Genomic DNA, 26,798 nt, shown 5'->3' on the forward strand with positions numbered 1-26,798 from the left:
AGCACGAACCAATCATTTCTAAAGATCTATTTACAAAAGTTCAAGAAAAACTAGGAATAACGCCAAGGCGACATCCCGGCACACATGAATTTGATTTCACTCGCCTCATATATTGCGGCGCCTGCGGATCGAGCATTTCGGCAGAAGAAAGATTTAAACATCAAAAAAATGGAAATAAACATCGATATGTTTACTATCATTGCGCTAAAGGTAAAGATCGCGATTGCAAACAGCCAGCAATCCGCGAAGAAGAATTATTAAAACAACTCCTATATCTAATAGATAAAGTTGATTTAGACGAATTGGAAGCTCAAGACCAAATCAAGCGGGAGGTGGCGCGTTATCGAAAATTTAGCTATGGAATCTTAGGGCAGGACATCAACTTTGAAAGGCGGCCGATTGATATAGATACAAGGAATTACGCCAAATACATACTCATCGAGGGATCAAAAGATGAAAAGAGGGAGTTACTGTTGTGTCTAAGAAGTAAGATCGAACTAAAAGACCGGCTGATTTCCTTGAAAATAAGCGGGGGTAATTAATAGCATAAAAAATTAACTTACACCTTTAAATTGGGCCTTTGTCTGCCCCACAGATTCGCTTGCGTTAGTACCATCAGAAAAATACAAAGATTGCCAATCATAATCTTTAAACCCATTTTTCACCTTCCATTCTGAATACTCTTCATACGAAAGTGGTGACTTAGATGGCTTACCACCAAAACTGATTAGGGGCGTTTCCGGCTCAATCTTTTTAATGTATTGCTCGGCATCTTCTTTTTTATAAAAACTATCGACTCGATAAAGTGGGTAGCGATTGCAATTTCTATATGTTACAACGCACCAAATGTAATCATTGGGCGCTTTCTCGTGATAAATCCTCGTCCACACGGAACCTTCCGGTCCAGGCTCGATTTCGACTGTGCCTTTGCATAAATACAAAACAAAAATTCTGTCGTCGAAATAGTCTTGGCCTTCAAACTTAATTGTTCCTGATTCTTTCATCTCTTTTGGATAAATTATTTTTGAATGTCTTTAATCCGCTCTTTGACTACTTCCGCAACTGCGTCCGCAATATCGTCCAGAAACTTCTCAATGAGTTGATTCGTGACATAAAACGTCACGAAGTTGTCACGATTAGAGTAGTGGGCTCGTTTGAAGTCGGCGATGATCTGTTTCGGATCAGTAAAGTGCTGCAATCCGTTAACTTCTATATAAAGCTTCGCCTCTGGAATGCCAATATCTACGCATTTATGCCCATCAGAATATTCTAAAGTCGAAGCAATGCTCCTCTTTGCTAAGGCCTCGTGTAATGATTTAGCTTGTGATGTGATAAATTTCTTATCCATATTGTCATACACTAAATACCCTCACGACTTCATCAAAATTCTTAAGCCGATCTTTTTCCCAATCCTCTTGTTTTATGTACAGAGCTTTATAGGCCATTCTACTTTGTCTGTTATTAACATCCTCACACCACTTCTGTAATCGATCAAACTTCAGCTTATCGTCCTCTTCTTCTCTCCCCTTTGTTTCAATTATGAAGACTGTCTTATCATCCTTCTTTACAAAAAAATCTGGATAATAGTTCGCTATAAAACCCTCAGAGTTTTTGTATTCTATTCTAAGAGCATTAGCCTCTTTATTCTGAAAATTCTTCGAAAAAGAAATCACATCGTCGCAATTTTCAATAAAATTTGCGAACTCTAACTCAAAATTACTATCCCCAATAATTTTGTTAAAAACTGACTTTTTAGGAATAAGGAAGGATTTATCATTGACCACAAACGGCCGGGCCTCGCTAATCTTAATATAATTCTTAATTTCGGTATCTCCAGTATCCTGAACCGTAAGCTCATTGATGGCTTTTTTGAATGAATCCTTAATCAGTCGTATATATTCTACTTCTGATAAATTTCGTAAAATATTTAGATCCGATAAATTTATCTGACTATCAAACAAATAATTCTGAACAAATTCCTTGACCTTCCCGAACAAAATAGCATAACAACCAAACAACCGCAGATCTCTCATTACCGCTTGAGCAAAAAATCCTATAACGCTTTGATAATCTGGTTCAATGTCTCCAGTTAGTATGGTCGTATGGTGGGTTTTCTCATCAACTACATCTTTAAATACAATCTCTCTCTTTTGCTCCTCAGAAAAAGTTTTTACCTTAACCTTTTTATTACCAAAACTAGCAACGTCTAACTCCGCAAGGTTTTTGTACTCCCTTTGTATTCTCGGGGACATTACAGGGATCTCAATATCTAGCTTTTCAATATCTTTCTTGGGATTTTCTTTATCGACCTCAATAACCATTGGCGCAATCGGCTTAGCGCCAACCCCCATAGTTTTTTGCTCAAGAATAACTCCCTCCCCCTTGATCGACTCAACGAAATCCATGAAAGCTGGCGTACCAACAACACTCACATACTCTTCAATGTCATCTCTGCCAAAAAACATTCTTCGAAGGCCGCGTCCCAACGTCTGCTCCGGCAAAATCTTCGAGTCTGCGGCGTAAGGACGTAATCCAACAATTGTCGTTACATTCTTAACATCCCATCCTTCTTTAAGCATCATCACCGAAATAATTACCTTAAAAGGACTCTCGGAGCTATCTATGTCGTTTGCCTGCTTTCTCAATAACTCTAATTCCTCTTTATTCTTACCAGAAACATTTTCAGAAATTTCACCACTTTTGTTGGTGTGGATCGTTAGAACTGCGCCTTTTAAATCCTTGAAGTTTGTTTCAATATATTCGGCTACTTCGTCACAATTCTTCGTATCGTCGGTCATGATAAAAAGAATCGACTTTTTACCAGTTGGGGCCAAACTCTCATATGTTTTACGCCACTCCTCAATACCAAGATTGATGTAGTCTCTGTATTTTTCGCTAAATAACGAACTTTGATTTTCTTTAAGCTTAGCCCTACTGGCCGCATCCGGAACAACAGGATTTTTTACTACACGCTGATGGATAGCCTCAACGAGCGGATAGTCAGAAATAGTTTGTACAAAAATCGAACCGTCATTTTTTTTCGGAGTAGCAGTAACATCCAGCTGCAATGCCAACCCAGAACCTTTCTGCTTTAACCTGTTGTCTATATCCTGAATGGATTTAGACCAAGCGGACTGATGATCGTGTAAGTGATGAGCTTCGTCATTAAGCACGATAAGCTCGTCGATGTCGCGAACAATAGTTCCTAAATCAACAGTAGAGTCACTTGTTTTGGTGACCGGCTTATCACCAAGAAAATAGGAGGAGGTGTCTTCGTCTTCTATGCTCGGTTCTTTTACATCACCCTCAAATACTCGGTGAATATTTGTTAGGAAGATATTCCCGGTATCAGAAATATTCTTCAAATCGTCTTGCAGGTGAATCGTAATCTGAAAATCATCCTGCCAATTCTGACCCCGATATCCATTGTCCGGTAAAATGGGATCGGTGAAGAAGATTTTTAGACCCGCAAAGTCATTTTTTATTCTCTCAAATACGATGACGTTCGGGGTTATCAACAAGAAGTTTTTTGCTAATTTAGAGCCTTCTTCGTATTTTTTATGGAAGTATGCCCAAGCAATAATAAGGCTCATTACCTTGGTCTTGCCTGCGCCAGTGGCCATTTTAATCACAAAGCGTAGCCATTCTTCAGTAAACATTTGCGGACTAAGTACGCCTGTGGAGTTATACCGAATCAAATCATACTTATCTTTTACCTGAGCAACCTCATACAGCCAGATAACTGTTTCTAGGGCCTCTCTTTGCGCAAAGTAATAACGAAAATTAAAAGCTAAACCTTTAGCGTCATACAAAATATGCTCTTCCTTAAACCACCAACCTAAAAGTGCCTTTGAAGTATCGCTCGCGCCTTCGTACTGTAGATCTCGCCATTCCTTCACCTTCTTGCGCAGTTCAGCTACAAGAGGCGGCAAAAGCTTGTCATATCCTTTTTCGCGTAAATCTTCATCAGCCGGAAACCACCGAATACCCGGGTCGAGAATTACATAGGGATCTCTGGGAAAATCTTTATGGAGTGCCATTTTATACCTTTACCTCAATTACTCTCGTTGTATCATTACCGAAGATATCTACCACTTTCACGGCGACCTTATAGATTCCTTTAGTCACCTCTTTGGGTGAAGTGACCAGATCAAGATTCCTTTTCTTTTTCGTACGAAAGCTTTGCCATTCGTTATCAAAAACATAATCTCCAGTCCAAACCTCTTTCTCTTTGCCATCTTCTATAACCTTAATAATCTCTTTCCTATCTGCAAAATCTAAATCTACCGCCCAGTAGTCAATCCAATCACTCCATTTTTTAGTCAAAATTTCCTTAGAAACAAGCTCACTCGTTTTGTCTTTTGATATTTTCACTACTTGTCCATTTTCTACCACAATTTTTGATCCTCCAGGACGAAGACCCTCGGCCACTTCGTCCAAATCGTCCTGATTATAGAAAACGGAAAAGTCGGTGAGTTCTATTGAAAGCTCCTTGTTATTCCCCCGGCCTTTGATTACGGGATTCGCCTCGATAAATGCCACGTCATAGAACTTAACTTGTCCCTTCTCTACGGCCTGCTTATCAAACACCTCTCGCGGAATAATTCTAAAAGCAATGTCTACGCCACTATTTTTAAATTCATGCCGGTCAAATCCCATTTCCCAATCAAATCCCAACACATCTACCTTAGTAATCTTTTTATCCTTACATTCTTCCATTATTTCCTCTACGAACTTTTCTGAAACTGGGGCATTAATTGGCCCAACCGCAATCAACCGGTCTCGTTTTTTACCAACAAAGTTTTTAAAAGAATCTACCGGCTCGGCTTTGTATGCAGAAATTATTAATTTCACAAATTCTTTTTCTTTCCTTTCGGCTTGCTTTGATTTCTCCTCTGATCGTAAATCGTTATTTATCGCTAAGAAATTTTCTCTTTCATATCTGCCAACGTTTAATATTTCAAAGGCTCGAAAATCCTTACTCGCTTTTTTCATTTCTCGCTGAACGTCAATTAACCGTTTACGCGCCGTATGTATACTGAATTTTCCCAAATCAGAACCAATCCATTTTCTGCCGAGTTTTTCAGCGACAGCAAGTGTTGTTCCTGAGCCACAAAAAAAGTCAGCGACAAGATCGCCTTCATTGGTTGCCGTCGAGATAATACGAGCCAATAATTTTTCTGGCTTTTGAGTTGGATATTCTAACCTTTCGCCAGACGAACCAGCTAATGATGCGATATTCCAGACATTATTTACCATCGTTTTATCAAAGGTTTCATAAACAACGTTACCGTTCTCGTCACGAAGACTTTGTTTAACTCCTGCTATTTTAACTTCTTTTGCTCTTTTATGGGGCGCGATAGATTCGTACTGGATATTAAATATTTGCTTCCCGTCATTTTTAGCATAATAAAAAATATCATCCGTAGTGTTAGTGAACAAAGGCTTCCGTTTATCCGGAATCTTATTGGGATAATACCAAACAATATTGTTTTTAAAATTTTCTTTTCCAAAAATACCATCCAACAAGAGTCTCATATATGCAGAGACCTTCCAATCACAATGCACGTAAATACTTCCATCTTCTGCGAGTAAGTCGCACATGAGCTTTAATCGCTCATAGATCATAGAAATAAAACTGTCTGCCCCTTTACCCCAAGTATCACGAAAGGCAATCTCTTCTATTACTGACGGCTTTTTAGTAAAACTTTCTTCGTCCTCGCCGTCACCAATTTTTATCTCCATAGAAAAATCTGCTCCTACATCAAAAGGGGGGTCAATATAGATCAACTTCAAGCCGCCCTGCGCTTCTATTTCTTTACGCAACGGGCCATTTTTTAGCGATGACAGAATGAGTTTGTTGTCTCCCCAAATTAGCTTATTCGTCCAGCCAGTTATTTGTCTGCCTGATGTATCAAATAGAGTATTCTGATTGCCAAACTTAGAATCACTTCTCGGCTCGTCTATCTGTTCTATAACCTGAAAAGGCAACACGACATTAGTCACCTCGTTGGTCTTGCCATTCCAAAGAAGCTCAACTTCACGATCGTCGTCGAATAACAAAAAACGATACTTCTCCGGAAGGGGCTTCCCAGCTTCCAAATATTTAATTACGTCTCTTTTCTCGTTGTCTGATAAGTTCATTCTCGTAGCTTTGCTTAAGCTTACATTTTTTTATAACTTCTTGAAAGTTTCAACTCTCCAAACAAAAACAGCCTAGATCGTAATCTAAGCTGTTTTTGGACGCACTAGATCACTCGTACCGAAACTACTTGCTACCTTGCGATATGCTGTATCTTTTTATGTGCTTTCATTACTTCACTAAAAAGTACATCGAAAGCTGTATCCAGTTTTCGCTTGGCTCCTTCTTCAGATAACCCCTTCGCTTGTTTCCATATTACTTTTGGCTGATTTTCCCTCGCCTTTCTTTTCATAATTTATTTTTGTTCGTGATGCCACGAAAGGTGGTTATTGTGGTGTAATTTTATTTCCTTATTATTTTCTAACACTATGCCTCGTTTTAAATTCACTACAATAACTCCCAATGTTTTCTTTGCGTGACAATTGGGACACAAAATCCAAATATTATCCGCCTCCTCGGTCCCGCCGCTACTCTTGTCTATAATGTGGTCCGCGTGAGAAAATTTTCGTTTTGTCCCATCTTCGGAACTATATTCAAATGAAAATCCACAAATCTGGCATGCATAATTTTCTAGAATTTTTATTCGCTCCTTTTGTGCGGCACTATCACAACGAACTCGATAACTTCCCTCCCTCTCTGTATAAGCCTTACCAATCGGCTTAAAATCTTTAACTAATTTAATTAATTCCTCTCGGCTTTTACCCCTCTCGCTTTCTACAACATCATCCGCGGCTAGCATATCTTCAAGCTCCTCTATTTTATTCTCTTGAATTTCAGTATTTCGCTTAACCGCTTTTTTGGCCTCTTCATTGAAGGCGGAACTAAGCCGTCGCGCTACGTTAAATATAAAATCATCAGTGCCCCAACTAAAGGACGGGTCTTTGTATGCAAACGGCTCCGTTACTTGTTTATGCACTTTTTTGAACTCTGGATTTATTTTAATAACGTTACGAATTATCTCAGCGAACTCAAACAGAGACTTGTACCGTTGTCCCTGTGATCCGGAGATAATCATTTCGTAACTAACCATGCCTGCAAAAACTTTGTATTCTTTTGACTTAACGTGAATATGCTTCTCAGGATCATGGGCAGCTAGAAAAAAACTGACAAAGCGGTAGTCAAAATACGATTGTTTCTTATCTTGCGGAAAATACGTATTAATATTATTGATAAAATTATCTATGCGCTCATACACGTTTTTTCCACCGCCAAGTAATTTTCGCAACTCACCACGCACAAATTTAGGATTTTGCCTTGCGTAATCAATAAGCATCCGCTTTGGGAAGTAACTGCCGGACCCAATAAGATTGCGCGTATCTGCCAAGGCAAGCTCAAGCATATCAATAAAATTTTTAGCATCTAGATCAAAATATTTCCGGAAAGTAGCTACTGCTTGATATTTATAGCCCTCGTCTTTTTTATAAAATTCGGGGTCACGAAGTATGTATTCAGCGTACTTAGTTACGTATTCATTTATATTCTTTTCAATAAAATAATTAGAAATCATTGATTTATTTTATCACTCTATTTAGTTTTTATAAAACCGGAGTAAACACCAAAAACCCCCATGATTGGGGTTTTTGGACGCGCCTAGGCCTGCCTGCCGGCAGGCAGGTCACTTGCACCAAAACTAACTGCTCCCTGGGTAGGATTCGAACCTACGACCTTTCCGTTACACTTATCCTTCTATTGCTAGTAGGGGTGGACTATATCATCGTCCCTGCCTACGGCAGGCAGGCTTTCGGGACGCGAGGCGCTTCGTTCTCGACTTTTAGTCGGAACTACTCCCTTGCGGGATAGTCTCTACACCTTCTCCGACTTTGCGTCGGAGCTTGGCTCGGGATTATCCTCCGCCGGCTGGCGGAGCGGACTTCCCCGATTTCACCTCATTTTTCAATCCGCCTTTCGGCGGAAAGCTGCCTAATCGACAGCGGATTGCTCTACCACTGAGCTACCAGGGAATTTGTTTTTTTATGAATTCACGACCACGAAAACTTTTTAATTGTTTTTCTCTCAATAAAGCTTCCGGCCGAGTACTCACTGTTTCAGAGTAGATGAGCTCCCAAGAACCGTCAAAACGAGACGTATAGCCTTTAAACATTTTTTCGTTGTGAAATTTTATTCGCTGTTCCAAGTCGTCAGTCTGGCCTATATAAAATTTCTTATTCTGTTTGTTATAAATGGCGTATATCGTAAACATTTTGTGTTGGCTGCTCTACCTCCGCCAGCTGGCGGAGAGCTACTCCGGAATTTATGAACTGTTTATTATTTTACCGAATTTTTGAAATTTGTCCAGAAGCGCTTTTTAACTAGCTTTTTTCAAAGATTCATGGTAGAATCTGGGAATGAAGATACTCCCAAAGGTAAAAGTGGGTTTAGAGAAAAAGTATCAAAAGGTATTAAAAACTCCGGCTGGTTTTGATTTCTTTGTGGCGATTCACGATTTCGTTGAGTATATAGAAGCCAATAAAGTATTAGCAGGTCACGTGTCGTCTAATGCGAAAGCTAATCTGGCTTTAAACATTCCAAACAAGTACAGCTACCTGAAAATGATTTATCAGGGCTTGGAAGACGCCGATAATACCACCAATGAGGACTTAGGGCATACTCGGTACACCACGCTTTTGGAACTGAAGAAAATCCGCAATAAGGATGTGTCTGATAGCAATTCCTTTTGGAAGAAACGGGAAGTATCCCGAGAATCGGCCGGAGAAATTTACCAACGGCTAAACCCGACCTCGGTATAAATAGTATTTAGTATAAAGTATTCAGTATAGTGGTGGAGCGGATACGGGATACATAAGATCAAAAACGGCCCGGGAGGGGGTGTTTTTGGTTATACTTAAATCGTGAAGGCATCCTCAATTAAATTTATAATACTCGCCGCGACGGCAGTCGTCGCTTCCGGCACGGGCGGATATGGCTATTGGCGACTAAACAAGGGCAACGAACAACTGCAAGAACAGATAGCGGCGCTGGAACAACAACTGGCCGTCGCAACGACAAGTCTGGAGCAAAGCTACAACGATAATTCTACACTGAACCAAATTTTGAAATCCGAGCAGGATAAAAATAATGTTTTTGAGGCAAAGATTAACGAAGTTTCGCTGGTGGTCGGAAGTTTACAGAAATTGAGCGCGACCGATCCGGAATTACTCAAGAAATATTCCAAAGTATATTTTTTGAGTGAAAATTACAGCCCCGCCCAACTCTCCAGCATAGCGCCACAGTTTTTGTATGAGCAAAGCAGGCCACAACTTATTCACTCCGGAGTCTTACCCAATCTACAAAAGCTATTGGAGGCAGCGGACCAAAACGGCAACAAACTACAAATTATTTCCGGCTATCGGTCATTTTATGATCAGGAGGCGCTTAAGTCGGGTTATAAAGTAACCTACGGCTCGGGAGCGAATCAATTTTCGGCCGACCAAGGCTACTCGGAGCACCAACTCGGCACTGCCGTCGACTTCACTACTCCGGAATTGAAAAGCAATTTCCCTGCATTCGAGAAGTCCCTCGCTTTCCAGTGGCTAAGCAACAACGCCCACAGATTTGGCTTTGTGCTTTCTTATCCGAAAGGTAATACCTATTATCAATCCGAGCCCTGGCACTGGCGCTTCGTGGGAGTCGCATTGGCAACTTATCTCCACGACCAGAATAAACGTTTTTATGATTTAGACCAGCGGGAAATAGATGGGTATCGCATAACTATTTTTAACTAGGACGGCGCTTGCAAAAGGCAAGAAAATATATTATTATATATCCAGTTCGTTTCATTAGTACTTCAACCCCAATCAAGGAGGCTGGATGCCTGAGCCGGAACCGTTTGATGTGCGCACTCTTCCAATCTCGGCAATCGTAACTGTCGGGAAAAGACATTATTTTTCCGGTCAACTGGGTCTTTTAGAGGGAAAACTTGTTAAGGGCGGGATTCAGGCTGAACTAAAACAGATTTTCCTGAACATCGAAACCCTCCTGAAACATCACGAGGCCAAGATGAGCGCGATTTTCAAAACGACCGTCTACCTTACGGATATGAACGACTTTGTGGTTATGAATGAAGCCTTCAGGGAAGCATTCCGTGACAGCCCCGAATGGCCGACCAGAACTACGGTTGGCGTCGCCTCTCTGCCGCTGGGAGCAAAAGTGGAAATCGAGGTGATTGCCATCGCTAAACCCCACGAACCCAGCGCTGCAAAACTGCGCGAGAAGCAAGCGCACGATAAAGGGGGAAAACATTGAGCCGATCCTGGGACTGGACTTGCGGTGCATGCGCGGACGGCGAAGAAGATTCCTGCGAGCGGCCGGAGCATTGCTCCAAATCTCTCGAAAAGAAAAGGGAAGCAGCCGAAGCGCTATTTGACCGCCTAAAAGAAGAAGGAAAACTCCCGCCCAAGTAGGGCGGTTTTTTTATAAATAAGATATAATAGAAACAGCTCATTTCATCAGGAGTAAGTATGGAATCGGAACCGCGTCCCGGAATTTACCGACACTTCAAAGGCGGGAAATACCTGGTGTTCTGGGTATCCACAGACGTAGAAAGCGGCGAACAAGGCGTGGAATACTCCTCGCTCTATGGACCACACGTAGGCAAACACGCCCGTCGTCCTTTGAAAAACTTTCTGGAAGAAGTGGACCGCCCCGAGCTGAACTACAAAGGCCCGAGGTTTCGCTCCATGGAGTCATTCGAAAAGATGGTGACCAACTTAAAGCTGCTCCTTCCAAAAATCTGCGGCCGGGAAACATCTGCAGATCCGGGCGATGGCAGCGAAGCAAATCCGCTCTGGGGTCATTGCGCAGTGGTCGCCCTGCTGACGCAGGACTTATTTGGTGGAGAACTACTTAGAGCATCACTTGATGGAACTCCATTCGCCGATATGCGCTCGCATTATTGGAACCAATTGCCCGGCGGGATGGAGTTAGACCTAACGGCACCTCAATTCGGCGATAATTATCCTATCGGCCTACAACCGGAGACACGTACTCGCTCCTACGTCTTATCCAATCCGGACACCAAGGCCCGCTACGAGCTTCTGAAACAAAAATTCACAAAAGCCAAGCCGCCTGAATAAGGCGGTTTTTTCTTGCCCTGAACTTATCGAAGGGTTATTCTTTTTATATATGAAAGAAGAGGAATTCAAAGAAAAGCTAACCCCTGAACAATACCGAGTAATGCGCGAGAAGGGCGAGGAGAAGCCGTTCTCTGGAAAATACTGGGATAGTGAAGACGACGGCATGTACGCCTGCGCGGCTTGCGGTAATAAATTATTTTCATCGGAAGATAAGTTTGATTCCGGTTCGGGATTTCCGAGCTTTAAAAAATCACTGGATACCAAAAAGATAGAACTCATCGCGGATCCAACCACGCCAAGCCGTATGGAACTGCGATGTAAAAATTGCGCCAGTCATTTGGGATATGTAATTGATGGAAAAGAAAAATACTACCAGTTAAATTCATTATCTTTAGAATTAAATCCGGATGAGGAAGATGAAGAGGACGAAGAAGAAGAAAAGGAAGAAGGTAGTAAAAAATCCGACAAAACCACCAAAGTTAAATCGGCCATAAAAAGTATGGCGATGATAGCGGCTACTGCGGCGGTTAGCGTAGCGATAGGGGCTAGGGCTGGATTTTTGATTTGCGAAAATACCAAAGTAATTCCACCAGCTCCAGCGCCAGCAGCTGCGGCAGTCGGCACGAAAACTCCCCCTCCAGCATCGCCCACACCTGCGCCGGCTGCATCCGTAATTGTTCCGCCACGAACGACACCTCCGCCAACCGAACCGCCCGCAGACGGCACAACCCCGTAGGCCTGTTTACAAAATCAGCTTTTGTGCTAAATTCATTGAATAATAAAAATTATGAATAAAAAAATCATCATTGCAGTCGCAGTTCTGTCGCTGGGAGCAGTAGCCAGTCTGGCCGGAGCCACTCATTCCTGGGGCGGCTATCATTGGGCAAGAACCGCGAATCCTTTCACGGTAAAGCTCGGCGATAATCTTGCGAGCGCTTGGGATCCGTATCTCGGCACTACTTCTTATGACTGGACCCTGTCCAGCGTTTTGGATACTAGTGTTGTTCCCGGAACAGTAAACCCAAGAACCTGCAAAGCTATGCCCGGAATGGTTGAGGTTTGCAACAGTAAATATGGAAAGAATGGCTGGCTCGGCATCGCCAGCGTTTGGGTCAGTGGGAGCCATATTACCCAGAGCACGGTGAAAGTAAATGACACTTATTTCAGCACCGCTAAATACAACACCCCGGCCTGGAAAAATCTGGTAATGTGCCAAGAAGTCGGCCATGCCTTCGGCTTGGATCACCAGGATGAGGATTTCAACAATCCGGCGCTTGGAACCTGCATGGATTACACCAGCGACCCGACCCCGAACCAGCACCCGAACCAGCACGACTATGACATGTTAGAGGCGATATACGCCCACTTGGACACCTCTACCACTTTGAGCCAAAGCTCCACGGCTTCTGCCGGACAGGACATCGATCACAACAATCCGAAAGCTTGGGGCAAAGTATTACGGACTTCTTCCGACAAAAAAGCTTCTGTACACGAACTTGATCTCGGAAAAGATAAGAAAGTCTTCACTTTTGTAATCTGGGCGGAATAGTGGGAGTAGTGAGTAGCTGGTAGTAAGTAGTAAGCGCGAGGTAAGGAAAAATAAAAAAACCGTCAGAAATGGCGGTTTTTTGTTATCATTCTCTGATAAACTTATACTTATGCAAATCCCCCTTCGGCGGCACGAAAAATTGATGGTGCGCGACGAAAGCCCGATTCCTCTTACGAAGGAGGCTTTAGAGAAACTGAAAGAAAAACTCGCGCGCCTGAAGGCTTCCTTGCCGGAGCAAATTGTGACCACCAAAGCGGCGGCCGATTTGGGTGACCGGTCAGAGAACGCGGAGTATCAAATTTCCAAAGGCAAACTGCGGGGCACCCATCGGCAAATCTTAATGATTGAGAATCAACTAAAACGAGCCGTGATTATAAAAGCTAATAATTCCGGAAGGATTCAACTGGGCTCGACGGTGGTGCTACAAACTTACAACAACAAAACTAACGACTTACAACAAAACAAAAAAACACTGACTTTCCAGATCCTAGGATCTTTTGAAACTAATCCCGGCAAGGGAGTGATTTCCGAAAGTTCACCACTCGGATCGGCTTTAATTGGCCACCAGCAAGGTGATGAAGTCATTATAAAAACCGAATCTGGAGAAAAAAAATATACTATCAAGGAGGTTCAGTAACTCTAGACGTTACTGCCAGCCACAAAACCAGTCGTCCAACAGAGCTGGAGGCTATAGCCGCCGGAGGGTCGGTCAACATTTAAAACATCCCCGATAAGATACAGATTCGGAATTAAACGCGACTGCATCGTTTTGAAATTCACTTCTTCCAGCGCCACGCCGCCGGAAGAAACCACCGCTTTATCAGCACCGAGTAGGCCTTTTACATTCAACGGAACCGCCTTCAGTAAAGCCGCTAACTTGACCCGAGCCTCACTGCTGACGCTGTGATTGGCGGTCTCGCCATCAACTTGCCCGAGTTCTAGAACTGCCGAAACCAGCGCGGAAGGAATTAATTTATTGAAAACATTCTTCAGCTTTTTATTGCTGTCGGCAACGAGCAATCCCTGAAGTTTCCGTTTCAACGCCCCCGAGTCCAACGTCGGAAAGAGATCCAATTCGATAACCACCTCTCCATATTTCAGCAACTCCCCTACCTCCTTACTCATATTCAAAACTGTCGGGCCGCTGATGCCGAAATGGGTAAAAAGTAACTTACCTTTCTGCGCGTCCTGCTTCTGCCCATTCTGGAAAGTGGTCAATTTAATATCTTTGAGTGAAACTCCGCCAAGTTTTTTCGCCCAAGCATCTTTCAGCGCAATCGGAACCAATGCGGCATTATTATCAATGATTTTATGACCAAGTTTTTTTAACCAAGCAAATCCTTCCCCGGTAGAACCGGTGTCGGGGCGAGAGGTGCCACCGGTAGCAACGATGCAGGACTTAGCTCTTATGACAGTTTTATCTTTTAAATGAATTACAATATTGCCCTCTACGCTGATAGCCAAACCGGCAACGGGAGAGTAAGTTTTTACTTCCACCCCACCCTCTTTCATATATCTAGCCAACACATCCCAAACTGATTGCGCCTTATCGGAGACCGGAAAAATTCTTCCTTCATTTTCTTCTTTGGTATTCATTCCCCGCTTATTGAAAAAATCTAAAGCTTCTTTGACTCCAAACTGGGAAAAGGCGGAAAAAAGAAATTGGTCGTTGCCTTTATACTTAGAAACCATCGCGCGCACCTCCGGTTTATTGTTGGTCACGTTACACCGCCCGCCACCGGTAATTAAGAGTTTTTTTCCGGGAATAGGATTCTTTTCCAATAACAAAACCGAGCGGGCAAGTTTACTCGCCTTGGCGAGCTCTGCCGCCCTCCCTGCCGCCATCATTCCGGCCGGCCCACCGCCTATAACAACTACATCCCAAATAGGGCTGCTTTTCATTACCTGAAAGTAACACAGGAAATAGCCCTTGACAAACGGTATCCGAGTATGCTATATTTAAGGCGCTGTGAAGCTAGAAGACGTCGTCGATCCTCTATAAACAAAATCAAGAAACAAATGAAAGGAACAATAAAAACTCTTACCGACAAAGGATTTGGATTCATTTCCCGCGAAGGTGAGACTAAGGACCTCTTTTTTCACTCTAAGGAGTTAAAGGGAGTTACTTATGACGAATTGCAGGTTGGTGATGTCATGACTTTTGACGTCATTGATACTGAAAAGGGTCAGGCCGCTACTAACGTAGCAAAAGCTTAAGACTCTAGTCACAGAGACCGCTCCGCAAGGGGCGGTTTTTGTTTGCCCAGCTTAGCTGGGCAAAATCACGCTGAGCGTGATTGCAAAAAATGGCTAGGTATCGCAGTATAGGCGGATACAATATGCCTAATGTTATCCAAGTAATTTTAGTAGGAATTGCCATGCTAGCGGCCGGATGGTTCGCCGGCGCTAATTTATCCACGCAATGGTTCGGCGAGCTCACCACAAGGCAAGTGGAGTCAATCGCTACTTCTACGGCTGAAGTTGCTGTAAAAGAAGTTATTAAGGAAGTAATAAAAGAGGTTCCGGTCACGAAAGAAAAAATCGTGATTCAGGACATTTCCCAAGCAAAAATAAATGAATACGAGAATACGATCGCCACGCTGAAAACTCAACTCAATCAAACCTATCGGGAAGTCGGCGACATCAACGATGCCGAGGGCTATATCATCCGCCTTTATCCGCACGGCGGCGACCAACCAGAATATTTGGACAAGATTGCCATCTACGAAACAAGCGGCTCAAAAAATTCCGGCATAGCGGTAAAGATGCTCCAGCAGGAATATGACGCACAAACCGGCTTCACCACCATCGCCAGCACCACCTACTCCGTTGATATTGATAGCTTCGTGAAAAATTTAAATATAACTTTAGAAAAAACTTCTTCCGGAAAGCCAAAATTCTACTACAAGTTCTACGCGGTCATTGATGGCGTCTCGAAATTTCTTTTTAGCTTCCCCTCCAAATAAAAACCCCTCGTAAAGTACTAGGAGGGGTTTGGATTTTGGGTGAACCAAGCGATTGTGTAGCGGCCTTCCTCGAAATCTTTCCGCGATGCAGCCCTGCAAATCGGGACCCGTAAAAGACCGTCATCTATGTCTATTCTGGCAACAAGCGACCTCTTAACCACGGCATAAGAATGATTGCCCTCGGTGTCACCAAGGAAGAGCATCACCAATGCAAATTGGAAATCCGCAGGAAAGACAGAATTACAATCAGCCACGGTAAAAATCGTACAGATTATCTTCAGGGCGAAAGCGTCGTCTTCCTTTTTAACGGTCTCGAAAAGCTTTAAAGCTTTGGGGTTCACATCATTCAAAACCCGACTGGTGGCCTCAATGAATTCAAGCTCTCCGCCAAGCAGTAGCTCCGGCAAGCGGTCCCGCAATTCCCTATCGATAACCGGCTTTAAAAGATCGAAACGAAAGAGATTGCCCTTACTTTCGTCGGCGTTGTAAATGGCCATTTTCTACCCCTCAAAAATCTAATTTCATTATAAGTAGAACAAATTAAAATAAAAAGGCTCCGCGCGCGGCGGAGCTTTGTAATCAATCCAACTTGTCGATTAGCTGACCGTTTTCGTAGAGATAAATATCAATTACTCGCGCAACTCTGGTCGCATCACTAAATGCTTGCTGTGCCAGCCGCAAATTGGGAAATTCGGCGGCAATTTCAAGGAATCCATCATGCCCCTTGGTCATTTCCCTAATCTCGAAGTTAAAAATACCCAGCGCATCCAAAGAGCTCATCTTATTCAACTGCGAGTAATACATATCCTGCTGGCCGGGCCAAGTGAGTTCCGGGTTGGGAAAAACGGAAATGCAAACTAGTGCTGAATATTTCAAATCCTCAGAAGAAGGATCAAGATAATTCCCGTCATCTTTCTTCCGTCGAATGAAAAAAATATTCTTGAACTTTTCAACCATCTGGCCTCCTCTTTTCTTGTAAACCTCAGCCGCGATGCTGGAAATTTTAGCTTCAGAGCTAGGCGCGAGGATGAAGATATAGAAATCTATTCTTCATCCGAGCAACGAAGCTATGAGCTAAAATATCCGCATCCCGGATGGGTTGGGGTTTAAATTTCAGGACTATGGCGTCGTTCGTCATGGCCAAGCTTAGCTTGGCTGCTTCCTCACTCCTTATATCCTGAAATTTCTCCTCCCAACGCGGCGAGGGATTACAGGAAAAGAGGAGGCTGCTCCTTTGCAAATTCGATGTTCTGCATAGAAGATAGCATAAATTTTTTGTATTGCCCAGCTTAGCTGGGCCAAATCACGCTAAGCGTGATTGCAAAATATCCAATAATTTGATATTTTATAGGCAGAACATAATGCTGGCCTCAAAGGGAGCCGGAATGTGAACGACAACGACGACCTGCCAAGACTTGTACCAATCCCTAATATCGATGAAATGGTTGAGTACACCAAGAAGAACGGAGGATTTTTTCTTAAAAGTCTGCTGATAAACTGGCTGGCAAAAGTCCGTACTTTCAACAGTGAGTACAAAATCTGCTCTTTTAATCCTAAGAATAGTGAATGGGCGGCACAAGGAGGCAGGGGCTTTCCCGAACCAACAGTGGTCTACATCGGCGGCTCTACCTGGGGCGGGTCAATGCAAATGTTGGGCTGGGTGGGCGTTGGAATGCATTTAGAGCTCACAAGACTAACCGGACCATTCAACAGAAGGGTTGTGACCACATCTCCCATTGTCGGAATTTCCCTGACGGAAAATCCGCAGGAATGCATGGAAATTATCGAAAAAGCCAGAAAGACTTATACTGGCTGGAAGGAGCCTACTTTTTGAAACCAAAAGCCACCCGTTATGGGTGGCTTTTTCAAACTTACAAGTTCGCGTCGATGCCTTCGCCGACATGATCATCTGAAGCGCCATGCACTCTGCAAGCTTTGCGGTCTACCTGAAACTGCCTCCAAGCGGACTTCCTGACCTCACGCCACGATTCCACTATTCGCTTTTTAGAAGAACGGAAGATGTCCCACGCGGACTTCAAGGCCTTCTGACGCTCTTCCGGATTAGTAACACCCCAAGCGGCTTTCAAAGCATCTCGGCGAGTCTCTAAAGCTTTAATCAAGCTGTCGGAATGGACTTTGGCAGCTGCAATGATTGCATCATCTCTTTTTACTACCGCGCTTTGCATACAAGCCAAATCCTCTACTTTCTTCAACTTAACCGGCTCATTATTTCCTTTCGCTAAAGCGGCGGCTCCGCTTAAAGAAAGAATCACGTTGGCAACTACAAAACCTTTAATTAATTTATTCATAAAATTAGATTTTCTTCTTGCTACTTACTACTGTCTACTTACTACTCGCTACTTATTTAGGCGACCTTTGCAATATGAGACGAACCAGTCCACTACTCATTACAATTATGTTATTATCATCAGATATGGAAGATTTAGAACCGTTAAAAAGGAGTTCGCCGGAATTGTATCATTACTACGGAGATGACGTCCGAAAAATATTTGTAGGTTCGGGCGTAGTGATGTTGCTCACGCTTCCTTTTTTTAATAACCTGCTGCCGGTAAACGCTTTTGTATCTATCTTCACGATTTTAGTGGTTTCCATTGCCGCCGGCCTGACCAATCCCCGCAAATCATGGACTGCCGCTCTAAATATGGGCGCTTCAATACTTGGTTTGGCGACTTTTGAATATTACGCAGTGGATGCCGCCTCCCGATATGGAGGAGAGAGCGCCCTTTTTCTGGTCAACCAATTCTTAGCCCTAGCCTTTTTCTTGGCTTTATATTTGAGCACTAAAACTTTGAGGGGTATGTGGCTTAGCAAATAGTTTGATTCGCTCACTATAAACAGAAAGCCTCGGTTCATTGTGAACCGAGGCTTGACCGCAGGCCTATTTAGGCTTAAATCTGGGCTACTGCCTTGCCCAATTTGCGGTACTGCCAATAGCTGAAGCCGGCGATGGCTAAAATGACCAACCACAAAAACATCGGGTCTTTTACCAGCGGGCCGATGATGTCGAAAATTGAGGCCACACCGAAGCTCCGAATTGAATTATCCGGCAATTGCACGAAGGTGATTTCGTTGGAAGTAACGCTCTGGCTGTTAGTTTTAGCCACCGCGCGGAAATAATAGACTACGTCGTACTCCAAGTCATTAAGTTTCACTTCATGGCGGGTAGATAAACTATTTGATTCATCGGTGGCGTTCGGGTAGGTAAAATTACTGGTTTTGTTGATTTGAGAATCAGTGCCGTAAACTACGCGATCGCGAGTCGGAATATTGGTATCCCAAGAAACAATAATCTCCCCTTCTCCGGCGCTCTCAATCTTCATATTAGAGATGATGATGCGCGCTTCGGCTGGTCCGCCAGCTGGCGGAACTGGAGCCGGAGATGGCGATGGTCCGCCAGCTGGCGGAGAAGTGAAAACGTTTTCTACAAAAACCACGAATTCAATCGGGGTAGTCGCCTTTCCATCTGTAACGGTAACTTTGAATTTATTGAAGCCCTCTTGAGCTGCCGTCGGCACCCACTGCACTACACCGGTCAAAGAACTCATGGTGGCGTTGGAGGGTTCGGTTACAAAAGCGAAGGTCAGATTATCACCTTCGGCATCAATAGCATTCAGATCATAGCTGTAGAGCTGCCCAACCCGGGCTTTGATCGGGGGATTAAAATTCACAAAAACCGGAGCATTGTTCACCGGCGAAACAGTAGCCGCTTCCTGAACATTAATGTATACATCGTGATCGGCGTATTTCACGCCGTCAGAAGCGCGGAAAGTTACTAGGTGAGATCCGATATCACTCACCTTAGGAGTCCAAGAAAATAATCGGCTGGAATTTTGGAAGCTGGCGTTGGTCGGTAAATTAAAAATGCTGTAGCTGATTGGTTCGTCTTCCGGATCGTTGGCTGAAACCGAGAATTGCAAAACCTGGCCGACTCGCACGGTTTTATCACCGATAGACTGCCAGACCGGCTTTTCGTTAGTGGAAGAGATAGAGATTTGCTTCTCAACGTTAATAGTAACGGTCAGATATGCATAATGAGTGCCGTCGTAAACGGTAAATTGAGGGGAATAAAATCCGAGCTGGTAAGAAGCCGGTACCCAATAGAAGGTGCGGCTGGAAGGATTAAAGGTGGAGCCGGACGGCAAAGAGGAACCGGAATAGGTCAAAGGCTGGCCATCCGGATCGGTGGCGGAAATTGAAAACTGCACATTATCTCCGACTTTCAGGGAATAGTAGGTTGTATTAGAAGAAGACCAGGCCGGAGGGTTATTAACCGGAGCTGGAGCTGGCGCAGGAGCCGGATCGGGTGCTGGGGCGGGGGCCGGAGTTGGGGCAGGAGCCGGAGCGGGTGCTGGGGCGGGAGTGGGAGCAGGAGAGGGCTCAGAATCATCATCGTCATCATCACAATTACCGCTAATCCAGCAAAAAATAACTACATGATGAAAAGCCTCGGCTTTATTAGGCGTAAAAAGCATACTTCCCGAGACTAAAGCGAGGGCAAATAGAGACAAAAGAAGCTTTTTCATATCCGGGTTATTCTAGTGTATAATTCTCTTTTTGTCAATATTTCCCTTGATACCCAATACTGAATACTTAATACTTGATACTATGGCTCGCATTTACGTGGTAACGCCAACCTATAATGAGCAGGGAAATCTCCCGATTCTGGCGGAGAAGATTTTTGCGCTGAAAATTCCCGATCTCCACTTAATGGTAATAGATGATAACTCCCCTGACGGTACGGGCAAAATTGCGGACGAGCTACGTCAGAAGTATCCAATTTCCGTGATTCATCGTGAAAAAAAATCCGGGCTGGGAAAAGCCTACGCGCAAGGTTTCCAATCTTTACCGCCGGAAACGGAAATAGTGATCCAAATGGACGCCGATCTTTCACACGACCCGGCTGTCATACCGGCAATGCTAGAAAAAATAAACTCTTCGGCTGGCTCAGGACAAGTTCCCTGCGACCTGGTGCTAGGTTCACGATACGTTCCGGGTGGGAAAATTGAAAATTGGAATCTGATCCGTAGAATGATTAGCCGCTTTGGAAATTTCTACGCCCGAACTATTCTCGGACTTCCCTACCGCGACCTGACCGGAGGATTTAAATGTTTCCGTCGCGAAGTTTTAAAAACGATTCAACTCGACTCCTTAAGTTCCACCGGCTATAATTTTCAAATTGAAACAACTTACGCAGCCCACAAAAAGGGATTTAAGATCTGCGAAGTCCCAATCACTTTCGCCGAACGCAAAACCGGAAAATCAAAATTTAATCTTAGGATTATTTTAGAAAGCTTCTGGAAAGTACTGACTTTAAGGTTTAGGAACTAACTTCAATTTCTTGCTGGTGATTACCAAGTAACGATTTTCAAATAGATTGGCATCAAAGAATCCCGACTGAATGTAGTTATCAATGTAAGTCTGGAACGCCCCCTCGTCTTTAAAGCCGAAGCTATCACCAAGATCAATGAGCACCATATCCATAAATTTCGGCTCGCTACCCAAAGCGTAAACGTATTCTCGATGCGCCAGATGAGGCACCATATTGGTATTGGCGGCTACGCTTATGCCATCAGGCACTAAAGTAACCATACTTCGATAGGCCAATTTTTGCGGAGTATCCTGAAAATAAGAAATTGGGAAGTTTTTCGGAGAAAGCGGAGAACGGGTCAGGAATCCCAGCGCCGCCACAATAAGAATGACCCAGAAAAATAATCTTTCCCTCCGCCATCCGCCCTCTCTGGCGGAGGCGGATGGCCACCTATCAATCAAATTCTTCAACCCATAAACAGAGCCGATCAAAACCGCAGGAATTAAAATGGAATCATAGTGATAGAGGCCGCTAAATTGGAAATTGTAGTTGGTAAGTAAATTTTCCGGCAGGCCGGGTAGGAATAATATCCAGGTTTTCGGGGAAAAAATAGGCAAAAAAGCCACCGGGAAAAGCAAAATGAGCAGATAGAACAGTTTTTCCGGAGTAAAAATGGTTTGCGCTACCAACGCGGGATGAGTAACGGCGGTCGCAATCGCCGCGGCCGGAGTGGCGCCAAAATTGGCGTAACGATCAAAGCGCAACACTCCCCCGCCCAGCGCGGGCATAAAAACTTTGACCGCCAGCAGGAAATAAAATAATGCGAGTACTGCTATTATTATCCCAAAAGCCTTTTTTTTATTTCTCAAAACTCTAAATCCTAAATTCGAAATTCTAAATAAATTCAAAAGTTTAAAATTTTGAAGGTTAGAATTTTGATCTTGTTTAGAGTTTAGAGCTTCGGATTTAGGGTTTGTCTCAAGGAATAGAAAATAGATCCCGGCAAAAAATACCGCCAGAATCGCGTCTTCTTTGACGCTGGCCGCCAAGGCAAAAAATAATCCCGCCCAACCCCATCTTTTGCTTTCAACAAAATAAAACGCCGCCAGAAATAACGGAACGAAGAAAGTGATTTCGTGAAAATCATAGAAGTTCGCCCAATGAAGTGAGGGGTACAGGAGGTACGAGAAAACAATGACAAAAGACAACCACTTACGACCGAGGACTTTTTGGGCCAGCAGATACAGCGGCCACGCTCCAAGCGCCAAAGCCAACGTCTGAATGAATAATAGATAATAAGGGGTCTGGAAAAGCGCGTAGCCCGGCGCCAGCACCAGCAACCAAGGGCTCATATGCAAACCGAGATGGTTATGGACCTGCTCTAAATTATTTTCCATTATCCGCCCCTGCGCCGTATTCCAAAAAGTTTGTACGAATGCGGCTAAATCCCAAGCTTGAGTCTGGAAATTATAATGGCGCAAGGCAGTCATCACGCCGAAAACAACAAAATAACCGAGGATTAAAAGCCAGATAGACTGCTTCGCGGTAATTCTCATTTCTTTTATTCTACCCCAATTTAGAGCTAAACTTAATTTTGTGACTACGAAAAAACTCTTATTCGGAATTCTGCTTGCCGCGGCGATATTGCGGCTAGCCGGACTGGGCTCCGGAGATCTGATTGGCAGCGATGAAATTTTTTACGGCGTCCGGGCAATCGGCATGCTGGACTATGACAACGCGCCAAAACAATCCACGCCCCTTGAATGGTTCGACCCGATCAATCGGCAGAACCATATAATTCCCCACCCGGCAGATCTTTCGTTGGAGGGTGGCATTCCCTTGTGGACAAAACTTTCTTTCCACGACCATCCGCCCCTGGTTTTTCTGGCGCAACATTTTTCAATGCAGATCTTCGGCGAGAATAAATTCGCCTTTCGTCTGCCTTCCGCGCTCGCCGGAATTTTAACGGTATATCTACTTTATCTGCTCGGGAAACGCCTAACGTCCGAAAAGGCCAGCCTCGCCGAGTCTAGGCGAGCGGGATTATTTTCGGCGGCAATCGCTGCGGTAACCGTCAATTCAGTCCACAATTCACGGCTCGGCCTGCAAGAACCAATCCTGATTCTGCTGATGCTGGCGACGGTCTATTTTTTCACGCTTGCCAAAGATAATAAGAAACATCTCCTGACAACCGGCATCTTCGCGGGGCTGGCGATGCTCGCGAAATACAACGCCATCATCCTCGCGCCGATCTTTTTTACTTACATCCTGCTATTTCGAAGGGGTTGGCTGAAAGAAAAAAATCTCTGGCTCGGAATACTGCTCGCGATTGCCGTGTTTAGCCCGGTAATCATTTATAACTTGGGGCTCTATAATGCTACCAGCCACTTCGATTTCCAGCTTTCTTATCTTCTTGGGCAAAATGTGGAAGTCTGGCAATCCGCTCCCGGCAAAGAAAACGCTGGAACGCTGTTTAACAAAATGACAGCCATCGTTCCAAATCTAGCAAAATTCAACTCTTGGCCATTCCTGTTAATTAGCGTAGCAGGGCTTTGCTGGCTCACTTATCGCGCTCTAAAAAAAGATCAGCCAGCAACTTTTCTTCTTATAATAAATGGCTTTTTATTCCTGTTGATCGTTGTGGCTATTGGACCGGCATCAAGATTTCTGGCGATGCTAACTCCATTTCTTGCGCTGGCAGCCGGGAATCTTTTATCCCAGGCGCGCTTATCCGCGAAGCCGGTAATCACTATCCTAGTAATATTTTTGGCTTGGGAACTCACCTACACGACAAACACCGACATCCTGAATTATCCGGTCGGACCGAAACATTTTGCCTGGTCGCGATTGCGTTACGAAAACTACCGCTGGGGATATAACCAACTCGACGATTATTTAGAAAAAGAGCTCGGTGGAAAATTTCCGGCTTTTGTTTTGAATCAAAAATATCAATTCCTGGATAAAATAATCGACCGCGATATTACGCAACGGAAACGGCTGGGCGATCAACCCTATTCCGCTCTTTTTATTTATGACGACAATTTACGGGATTCGGCAAGATTCTGGAGTCTAGACCGACTACAGATCTACCACGGCTGGCCCGTCATCAAAGCCGAGGGGTTCGCGGAGCTGCAAAAATTCGAATTACCTCCCCGCACGACTTATTTCATTGCCCCTACCGACAAAGTACTGGTCAGAGAAGGGGCGAGACTAACCACGGACGGTCCAGCGCTTGAGCAATCTTTACTGAAAAAAGGATTATCGCCGATAGAAATCAAAAACCCGAAAGGAGAGGTGGCTTTCAAAGTTTATAAATTTTAAGAAGTTTGCAGTTGTTAGCGGTTAGTTGTAAGTTTAGACATTGCCAATATGAAAAAGGACACATCTTGGGGCGTGGAAACTGTCATCGGCCACTATCAAAAAACTTTGATTTTGCCGAACCTGCTCCGACTGATGAACATCAAGAAAGATGAAGATATTTTGGATATCGGGTCCGGTCCGGGTTTTTTTGCTAATGAATTCGCGAAAAGAGGAGCGGAGGTAACAGGCGTAGAGCTTTCTCAAGCTTTGATAGCGGAGGCGAAAAAGAAATATCCCGGCTTGAAGTCCTGCGTTGGTTCGGCCGAGGATATGCCTTTTTTGCAAAAATCGGAATTCGATAAGGTGGCGGCCGTACTGGCTCTTCAAAATATGGATAACCCTCACAAAATACTGGCGGAATGCGCCCGTATTCTTAAAACTAACGGCAAGCTATATATAGTAATAACCCATCCGGCCTTCCGAGTTTTGAAAAATAGCGAATGGGGCTGGGACGACACGAAAAAAATCCAATATCGCCGCATTGATAGCTATTTATCCGAGTCAAAAGAAAAAATCGCCATGCACCCCTCAATAGGAATGGGCAAAGACCCGAAAGATTATACCATCTCATTCCATAGGCCGCTACAAACGTATTTCAAATTACTAAAAAATTCCGGTTTTGTGGTGAGCGCACTTGAGGAATGGGAGTCCAACAAAAAAAGCGAGATGGGGCCTAGGGCCAAGGCGGAAGATGTGGCGCGAAAAGAAATTCCTTTGTTTTTGTTTATTGAAGCGTCTAAACTGTAGATATATGAGACTGCACAGATTTATCGGCGATTTCGATTTATCGAAAGAATATTTAAAAATCAGCGACCGAGATTTGGTAAACCAGCTAAAGAACGTCTTCCGCCTAAAAACCGGCGATGAAATTCTACTTGGAGACGGAAAGAAAAATGAAGCGCTGGCTTGCGTAGAAGAAATTTCCAGAGGAGCCGCGACTTTGATTATCAAGCGTACACAGGAAAATACCAACGAACCGGAAATCTATGGGATTCTTTATTGCTCGATATTAAAAAAGGAAAACTTTGAACTCGCCGCCCAAAAAGCGGTGGAGGCGGGAATCTCTGAAATAGTGCCGATTATCGGCCAGCGAACGGTCAAAACAGCGATCAATCTTCCTCGTTTAGAGAAAATAGTTAAAGAAGCGGCGGAGCAATCCGGCCGAGGAATTATTCCGAAAGTTCACCCGACTCTATCTTTTGAAAAAGCCTTTGAGCATGCCTCAACGAATAACGCGAATATATTTTTCCGCCCCAGCGGATTGCCGATAGCCAAAATAAAAATACTGCCCCCGAAAGTCGGCATCTTTATCGGACCGGAAGGTGGCTGGAATGAACTGGAAACTGAATCAGCGGAAAAAAATCAATTTACTATGGCTTCTTTAGGAAAACTTATCCTCCGAGCAGAAACTGCGGCCTCGATTGCCTCCTACTTGGTACTCAACCGATAAAAGGTGTAGGCTAATCCTGATGAAAAGACTAGTTTTCGCCCTGACATCTATAATCGCCCTAATAACCGCCTCCGGCGCAATTTTTGTGGGTTACAAGACTTATCAGCAGTTAACCTACCAACTGGAGGCCACACAAACTCAACTGGCCCTCTTAGAACGCTCCGTCGGCAATATACAAAACAAAACCACCGCCTCTCTCTCGAATCTTCAGGATAAAAACAAAACCCTATCCAAAGAATTGGAAAAGTCTCAAGGGGAATTGGAAGGCCTGTCTCTACCGCAGGATTTATTGCAGAACCTAATGGCACGTATCGTTTATGTTCAATGTAGGGATTCAGATAGCGCAGGGGATCGGGCGGGATCCGGAACCATCGGCTTGGTAAAAAGCACGGAAAGTGGCTTAGCGATTACGACCAACCTACACGTCACCGGATATCCGACCTCTTTCTGTACCGCCCGACTACCAACTAGCCCAACTTATGAAAAACTTGGAGCAACGCGGCCGGCATTCGTGGGCAAATATGACAGCAATTATCCGGATGTTGATGTGGCGCTAGTGCACGCGCAAAATGTGACGGAAAAGTTCGGGGTCTTCCCGATTCCCTTCTGCGCTCCAGCAGATATCAAAACCGGCAACCCGATTACTTTATTCGGATACCCAAGCTTCGGCGGGAAAACCCTAACAATCACTGATGGAATTATCAGCGGAGTGCTACAAACTAAATGGGGGCCAAGATATAAAACTTCTGCCAAAATTGATTTCGGCAACTCCGGCGGATTGGCGGTAGATAATAAACATCGCTGCGTAATCGGTATACCAACTTGGACTAAATTCGGCGGAGAGCTTGGGCAAAACCTAAGCACCGGAGAATCTCTGGGTCAAATCCAATCTTGGGAAATGATTAAAAAATCCGGAGAAATTTTCTAACT

The 26,798-nt window shown here is 44.1% G+C and carries 31 protein-coding genes; 18 read left to right on the forward strand and 13 right to left on the reverse strand.

Annotation, left to right across the window (positions count from 1 at the left end):
• On the forward strand, positions 1-542 hold a 542-nt coding region (locus Q7S83_01495; protein MDO8466793.1), incomplete at its 5' end, for a zinc ribbon domain-containing protein.
• Between the two features lie 12 nt (positions 543-554).
• On the opposite strand, the gene Q7S83_01500 is transcribed toward Q7S83_01495, so the two are convergent.
• From Q7S83_01500 to Q7S83_01525, 6 genes are all read right to left on the reverse strand, one after another.
• Positions 555-1,004 (reverse strand): hypothetical protein, encoded by a 450-nt coding sequence (locus Q7S83_01500; protein ID MDO8466794.1) that lies wholly within the window; start codon positions 1,002-1,004, stop codon positions 555-557.
• A gap of 14 nt (positions 1,005-1,018) precedes the next feature.
• Positions 1,019-1,348 (reverse strand): hypothetical protein, encoded by a 330-nt coding sequence (locus Q7S83_01505; GenBank protein ID MDO8466795.1) that lies wholly within the window; start codon positions 1,346-1,348, stop codon positions 1,019-1,021.
• A 4-nt stretch (positions 1,349-1,352) separates the two neighbouring features.
• On the reverse strand, positions 1,353-4,040 hold the full coding sequence (locus Q7S83_01510) for a DEAD/DEAH box helicase family protein (GenBank protein ID MDO8466796.1): 2,688 nt from the start codon (positions 4,038-4,040) through the stop codon (positions 1,353-1,355).
• 1 nt (position 4,041) lies between these two features.
• Positions 4,042-6,144, reverse strand: coding sequence for a site-specific DNA-methyltransferase (locus tag Q7S83_01515; GenBank protein MDO8466797.1), 2,103 nt, complete (start codon positions 6,142-6,144; stop codon positions 4,042-4,044).
• A gap of 293 nt (positions 6,145-6,437) precedes the next feature.
• Positions 6,438-7,649 (reverse strand): HNH endonuclease signature motif containing protein, encoded by a 1,212-nt coding sequence (locus Q7S83_01520; protein MDO8466798.1) that lies wholly within the window; start codon positions 7,647-7,649, stop codon positions 6,438-6,440.
• 444 nt (positions 7,650-8,093) lie between these two features.
• Positions 8,094-8,342, reverse strand: a complete 249-nt coding sequence (locus Q7S83_01525; GenBank protein MDO8466799.1) for a GIY-YIG nuclease family protein — start codon at positions 8,340-8,342, stop codon at positions 8,094-8,096.
• A gap of 145 nt (positions 8,343-8,487) precedes the next feature.
• Here Q7S83_01525 and Q7S83_01530 point away from each other — a divergent pair, with 145 nt between their 5' ends.
• From Q7S83_01530 to greA, 8 genes are all read left to right on the forward strand, one after another.
• A complete protein-coding gene (locus Q7S83_01530; protein ID MDO8466800.1) occupies positions 8,488-8,889 on the forward strand; it encodes a hypothetical protein in 402 nt (133 codons plus the stop codon).
• Positions 8,890-8,991: 102 nt separating this feature from the next.
• Entirely contained in the window at positions 8,992-9,864 is an 873-nt protein-coding gene (locus Q7S83_01535; protein ID MDO8466801.1) for a D-alanyl-D-alanine carboxypeptidase family protein, read from the forward strand.
• A gap of 85 nt (positions 9,865-9,949) precedes the next feature.
• The gene (locus tag Q7S83_01540; GenBank protein MDO8466802.1) at positions 9,950-10,384 is read left to right on the forward strand and encodes a RidA family protein; all 435 of its coding nucleotides are present in this window, start codon (positions 9,950-9,952) and stop codon (positions 10,382-10,384) included.
• The gene (locus tag Q7S83_01545) at positions 10,381-10,542 is read left to right on the forward strand and encodes a hypothetical protein (protein ID MDO8466803.1); all 162 of its coding nucleotides are present in this window, start codon (positions 10,381-10,383) and stop codon (positions 10,540-10,542) included. Before Q7S83_01540 ends, Q7S83_01545 begins: the two co-directional genes overlap by 4 nt.
• A 57-nt stretch (positions 10,543-10,599) precedes the next feature.
• Positions 10,600-11,214, forward strand: coding sequence for a DUF1653 domain-containing protein (locus Q7S83_01550; protein ID MDO8466804.1), 615 nt, complete (start codon positions 10,600-10,602; stop codon positions 11,212-11,214).
• 49 nt (positions 11,215-11,263) lie between these two features.
• Entirely contained in the window at positions 11,264-11,950 is a 687-nt protein-coding gene (gene msrB / locus Q7S83_01555) for a peptide-methionine (R)-S-oxide reductase MsrB (GenBank protein MDO8466805.1), read from the forward strand.
• A gap of 51 nt (positions 11,951-12,001) precedes the next feature.
• A complete protein-coding gene (locus tag Q7S83_01560; protein MDO8466806.1) occupies positions 12,002-12,763 on the forward strand; it encodes a hypothetical protein in 762 nt (253 codons plus the stop codon).
• 109 nt (positions 12,764-12,872) lie between these two features.
• Positions 12,873-13,400, forward strand: a complete 528-nt coding sequence (gene greA / locus Q7S83_01565) for a transcription elongation factor GreA (GenBank protein ID MDO8466807.1) — start codon at positions 12,873-12,875, stop codon at positions 13,398-13,400.
• Positions 13,401-13,402: 2 nt separating this feature from the next.
• Here greA and Q7S83_01570 read toward each other — a convergent pair whose 3' ends face one another.
• Positions 13,403-14,665, reverse strand: coding sequence for an aminoacetone oxidase family FAD-binding enzyme (locus Q7S83_01570; protein MDO8466808.1), 1,263 nt, complete (start codon positions 14,663-14,665; stop codon positions 13,403-13,405).
• A gap of 117 nt (positions 14,666-14,782) precedes the next feature.
• Here Q7S83_01570 and Q7S83_01575 point away from each other — a divergent pair, with 117 nt between their 5' ends.
• Both Q7S83_01575 and Q7S83_01580 read left to right on the forward strand, forming a co-directional pair.
• On the forward strand, positions 14,783-14,980 hold the full coding sequence (locus Q7S83_01575) for a cold shock domain-containing protein (GenBank protein ID MDO8466809.1): 198 nt from the start codon (positions 14,783-14,785) through the stop codon (positions 14,978-14,980).
• Between the two features lie 122 nt (positions 14,981-15,102).
• Entirely contained in the window at positions 15,103-15,729 is a 627-nt protein-coding gene (locus tag Q7S83_01580; GenBank protein MDO8466810.1) for a hypothetical protein, read from the forward strand.
• 17 nt (positions 15,730-15,746) lie between these two features.
• On the opposite strand, the gene Q7S83_01585 is transcribed toward Q7S83_01580, so the two are convergent.
• The 3 genes from Q7S83_01585 to Q7S83_01595 all read right to left on the reverse strand — a co-directional run bounded on the left by Q7S83_01585 (position 15,747) and on the right by Q7S83_01595 (position 16,867).
• The gene (locus Q7S83_01585; GenBank protein ID MDO8466811.1) at positions 15,747-16,226 is read right to left on the reverse strand and encodes a hypothetical protein; all 480 of its coding nucleotides are present in this window, start codon (positions 16,224-16,226) and stop codon (positions 15,747-15,749) included.
• A gap of 82 nt (positions 16,227-16,308) precedes the next feature.
• Positions 16,309-16,686 (reverse strand): hypothetical protein, encoded by a 378-nt coding sequence (locus Q7S83_01590; protein ID MDO8466812.1) that lies wholly within the window; start codon positions 16,684-16,686, stop codon positions 16,309-16,311.
• Between the two features lie 58 nt (positions 16,687-16,744).
• The gene (locus Q7S83_01595) at positions 16,745-16,867 is read right to left on the reverse strand and encodes a hypothetical protein (protein ID MDO8466813.1); all 123 of its coding nucleotides are present in this window, start codon (positions 16,865-16,867) and stop codon (positions 16,745-16,747) included.
• Between the two features lie 249 nt (positions 16,868-17,116).
• Between Q7S83_01595 and Q7S83_01600 the strand changes: the two genes are divergently transcribed.
• Positions 17,117-17,563 carry a hypothetical protein gene (locus tag Q7S83_01600; protein ID MDO8466814.1) on the forward strand — a complete coding sequence of 149 codons (447 nt, stop codon included), beginning with the start codon at positions 17,117-17,119 and terminating at the stop codon, positions 17,561-17,563.
• Between the two features lie 37 nt (positions 17,564-17,600).
• On the opposite strand, the gene Q7S83_01605 is transcribed toward Q7S83_01600, so the two are convergent.
• A complete protein-coding gene (locus tag Q7S83_01605) occupies positions 17,601-18,038 on the reverse strand; it encodes a hypothetical protein (protein ID MDO8466815.1) in 438 nt (145 codons plus the stop codon).
• 125 nt (positions 18,039-18,163) lie between these two features.
• On the opposite strand from Q7S83_01605, the gene Q7S83_01610 reads away from it, so the two are divergent.
• Positions 18,164-18,565: a hypothetical protein gene (locus Q7S83_01610; protein MDO8466816.1), complete on the forward strand. Its 402-nt coding sequence runs from the start codon at positions 18,164-18,166 to the stop codon at positions 18,563-18,565.
• Positions 18,566-18,638: 73 nt separating this feature from the next.
• On the opposite strand, the gene Q7S83_01615 is transcribed toward Q7S83_01610, so the two are convergent.
• Positions 18,639-20,273 carry a putative Ig domain-containing protein gene (locus Q7S83_01615; protein ID MDO8466817.1) on the reverse strand — a complete coding sequence of 545 codons (1,635 nt, stop codon included), beginning with the start codon at positions 20,271-20,273 and terminating at the stop codon, positions 18,639-18,641.
• 82 nt (positions 20,274-20,355) lie between these two features.
• Here Q7S83_01615 and Q7S83_01620 point away from each other — a divergent pair, with 82 nt between their 5' ends.
• Positions 20,356-21,078, forward strand: a complete 723-nt coding sequence (locus tag Q7S83_01620; protein ID MDO8466818.1) for a polyprenol monophosphomannose synthase — start codon at positions 20,356-20,358, stop codon at positions 21,076-21,078.
• Here the strand turns inward: Q7S83_01620 and Q7S83_01625 are convergent.
• Positions 21,061-22,614, reverse strand: a complete 1,554-nt coding sequence (locus tag Q7S83_01625) for a DUF2079 domain-containing protein (GenBank protein MDO8466819.1) — start codon at positions 22,612-22,614, stop codon at positions 21,061-21,063. The genes Q7S83_01620 and Q7S83_01625 overlap by 18 nt on opposite strands.
• Before the next feature lie 40 nt (positions 22,615-22,654).
• On the opposite strand from Q7S83_01625, the gene Q7S83_01630 reads away from it, so the two are divergent.
• From Q7S83_01630 to Q7S83_01645, 4 genes are read left to right on the forward strand one after another with little or no spacing between them, the layout of a single operon-like run.
• Positions 22,655-24,379 (forward strand): glycosyltransferase family 39 protein, encoded by a 1,725-nt coding sequence (locus Q7S83_01630; GenBank protein MDO8466820.1) that lies wholly within the window; start codon positions 22,655-22,657, stop codon positions 24,377-24,379.
• A gap of 48 nt (positions 24,380-24,427) precedes the next feature.
• Positions 24,428-25,165 carry a class I SAM-dependent methyltransferase gene (locus tag Q7S83_01635; protein ID MDO8466821.1) on the forward strand — a complete coding sequence of 246 codons (738 nt, stop codon included), beginning with the start codon at positions 24,428-24,430 and terminating at the stop codon, positions 25,163-25,165.
• 4 nt (positions 25,166-25,169) lie between these two features.
• Positions 25,170-25,868: an RsmE family RNA methyltransferase gene (locus tag Q7S83_01640; protein ID MDO8466822.1), complete on the forward strand. Its 699-nt coding sequence runs from the start codon at positions 25,170-25,172 to the stop codon at positions 25,866-25,868.
• A gap of 19 nt (positions 25,869-25,887) precedes the next feature.
• Positions 25,888-26,796: a trypsin-like peptidase domain-containing protein gene (locus tag Q7S83_01645; protein ID MDO8466823.1), complete on the forward strand. Its 909-nt coding sequence runs from the start codon at positions 25,888-25,890 to the stop codon at positions 26,794-26,796.
• Positions 26,797-26,798: the final 2 nt, after the last annotated feature.

Source organism: bacterium (genome assembly GCA_030646995.1).
Taxonomy (GTDB): domain Bacteria; phylum Patescibacteriota; class Minisyncoccia; order UBA6257; family WO2-44-18; genus JAUSKF01.

What these genes read in the sequence shown, in the direction of transcription:
- Q7S83_01550 (MDO8466804.1), top strand. Translation starts at nt 10,600, where the DNA reads ATGGAATCGGAACCGCGTCCCGGAATTTACCGACACTTCAAAGGCGGG.
- Q7S83_01520 (MDO8466798.1), bottom strand. Translation starts at nt 7,649, where the DNA reads ATGATTTCTAATTATTTTATTGAAAAGAATATAAATGAATACGTAACT.
- Q7S83_01540 (MDO8466802.1), top strand. Translation starts at nt 9,950, where the DNA reads ATGCCTGAGCCGGAACCGTTTGATGTGCGCACTCTTCCAATCTCGGCA.
- Q7S83_01570 (MDO8466808.1), bottom strand. Translation starts at nt 14,665, where the DNA reads ATGAAAAGCAGCCCTATTTGGGATGTAGTTGTTATAGGCGGTGGGCCG.
- Q7S83_01645 (MDO8466823.1), top strand. Translation starts at nt 25,888, where the DNA reads ATGAAAAGACTAGTTTTCGCCCTGACATCTATAATCGCCCTAATAACC.
- Q7S83_01625 (MDO8466819.1), bottom strand. Translation starts at nt 22,614, where the DNA reads ATGAGAATTACCGCGAAGCAGTCTATCTGGCTTTTAATCCTCGGTTAT.
- Q7S83_01585 (MDO8466811.1), bottom strand. Translation starts at nt 16,226, where the DNA reads ATGGCCATTTACAACGCCGACGAAAGTAAGGGCAATCTCTTTCGTTTC.
- Q7S83_01510 (MDO8466796.1), bottom strand. Translation starts at nt 4,040, where the DNA reads ATGGCACTCCATAAAGATTTTCCCAGAGATCCCTATGTAATTCTCGAC.
- Q7S83_01595 (MDO8466813.1), bottom strand. Translation starts at nt 16,867, where the DNA reads ATGACGAACGACGCCATAGTCCTGAAATTTAAACCCCAACCCATCCGG.
- Q7S83_01610 (MDO8466816.1), top strand. Translation starts at nt 18,164, where the DNA reads ATGGAAGATTTAGAACCGTTAAAAAGGAGTTCGCCGGAATTGTATCAT.
- Q7S83_01640 (MDO8466822.1), top strand. Translation starts at nt 25,170, where the DNA reads ATGAGACTGCACAGATTTATCGGCGATTTCGATTTATCGAAAGAATAT.
- Q7S83_01560 (MDO8466806.1), top strand. Translation starts at nt 12,002, where the DNA reads ATGAATAAAAAAATCATCATTGCAGTCGCAGTTCTGTCGCTGGGAGCA.
- Q7S83_01580 (MDO8466810.1), top strand. Translation starts at nt 15,103, where the DNA reads ATGCCTAATGTTATCCAAGTAATTTTAGTAGGAATTGCCATGCTAGCG.
- msrB (MDO8466805.1), top strand. Translation starts at nt 11,264, where the DNA reads ATGAAAGAAGAGGAATTCAAAGAAAAGCTAACCCCTGAACAATACCGA.
- Q7S83_01605 (MDO8466815.1), bottom strand. Translation starts at nt 18,038, where the DNA reads ATGAATAAATTAATTAAAGGTTTTGTAGTTGCCAACGTGATTCTTTCT.
- Q7S83_01530 (MDO8466800.1), top strand. Translation starts at nt 8,488, where the DNA reads ATGAAGATACTCCCAAAGGTAAAAGTGGGTTTAGAGAAAAAGTATCAA.
- Q7S83_01620 (MDO8466818.1), top strand. Translation starts at nt 20,356, where the DNA reads ATGGCTCGCATTTACGTGGTAACGCCAACCTATAATGAGCAGGGAAAT.
- Q7S83_01525 (MDO8466799.1), bottom strand. Translation starts at nt 8,342, where the DNA reads ATGTTTACGATATACGCCATTTATAACAAACAGAATAAGAAATTTTAT.
- Q7S83_01615 (MDO8466817.1), bottom strand. Translation starts at nt 20,273, where the DNA reads ATGAAAAAGCTTCTTTTGTCTCTATTTGCCCTCGCTTTAGTCTCGGGA.
- Q7S83_01505 (MDO8466795.1), bottom strand. Translation starts at nt 1,348, where the DNA reads ATGGATAAGAAATTTATCACATCACAAGCTAAATCATTACACGAGGCC.
- Q7S83_01635 (MDO8466821.1), top strand. Translation starts at nt 24,428, where the DNA reads ATGAAAAAGGACACATCTTGGGGCGTGGAAACTGTCATCGGCCACTAT.
- Q7S83_01515 (MDO8466797.1), bottom strand. Translation starts at nt 6,144, where the DNA reads ATGAACTTATCAGACAACGAGAAAAGAGACGTAATTAAATATTTGGAA.
- Q7S83_01590 (MDO8466812.1), bottom strand. Translation starts at nt 16,686, where the DNA reads ATGGTTGAAAAGTTCAAGAATATTTTTTTCATTCGACGGAAGAAAGAT.
- Q7S83_01575 (MDO8466809.1), top strand. Translation starts at nt 14,783, where the DNA reads ATGAAAGGAACAATAAAAACTCTTACCGACAAAGGATTTGGATTCATT.
- Q7S83_01500 (MDO8466794.1), bottom strand. Translation starts at nt 1,004, where the DNA reads ATGAAAGAATCAGGAACAATTAAGTTTGAAGGCCAAGACTATTTCGAC.
- greA (MDO8466807.1), top strand. Translation starts at nt 12,873, where the DNA reads ATGCAAATCCCCCTTCGGCGGCACGAAAAATTGATGGTGCGCGACGAA.